The organism is Streptomyces sp. SID3343 (assembly GCF_009865215.1).
Classification (GTDB): Bacteria; Actinomycetota; Actinomycetes; order Streptomycetales; family Streptomycetaceae; genus Embleya.
The window spans coordinates 1-411 of sequence record NZ_WWJX01000811.1 but is presented as its reverse complement, the minus strand read 5'-3'; the positions used below and the strand labels follow the sequence as shown (position 1 = coordinate 411).

At 79.6% G+C, this 411-nt stretch carries 1 pseudogene; it reads right to left on the bottom strand.

The features are described 5' to 3' along the window. Positions 1-411: pseudogene (locus GT354_RS24900) on the bottom strand (DEAD/DEAH box helicase); the annotation flags it as partial.

Below are 411 nucleotides of genomic sequence, written 5' to 3'. Positions count from 1 at the left end.
GGGCCTCGGCCGCCGGGCCCACCCGGCCGGGATCCTCGGTCCAGGACAGCAGCGTGCGCCCGCCGCGCTCGACGTAGAGCACGGGTTCGCCGTCGAGCAGGATCACCAGGGCGCCCGCCTTGCGGCCCGGGCGGTGGCCGCCCTGGGCCTCGCCGGGGCGGTCGGGCCAGGGCAGCGCCGCGCCGTAGGGGTTGGCCGGGTCGGCGGCGGCGAGCACCACCGCGGTCGGCGCGTCGTGCGTCTCGCGCCGTTCGGCGGCGTTCTGGAGCGCGCGCAGCCGGTCGACCGCGTCGTCGGCGGCGAACTGGGCGGCGCCCAGGCCCTCCACGAAGTAGCCCCGGCGGACCCGGCCGCTGTCCTCGAACGCGCTCAGCACCCGGTAGGCGGCCGCGAAGCCGCCCGGGCTGCCTT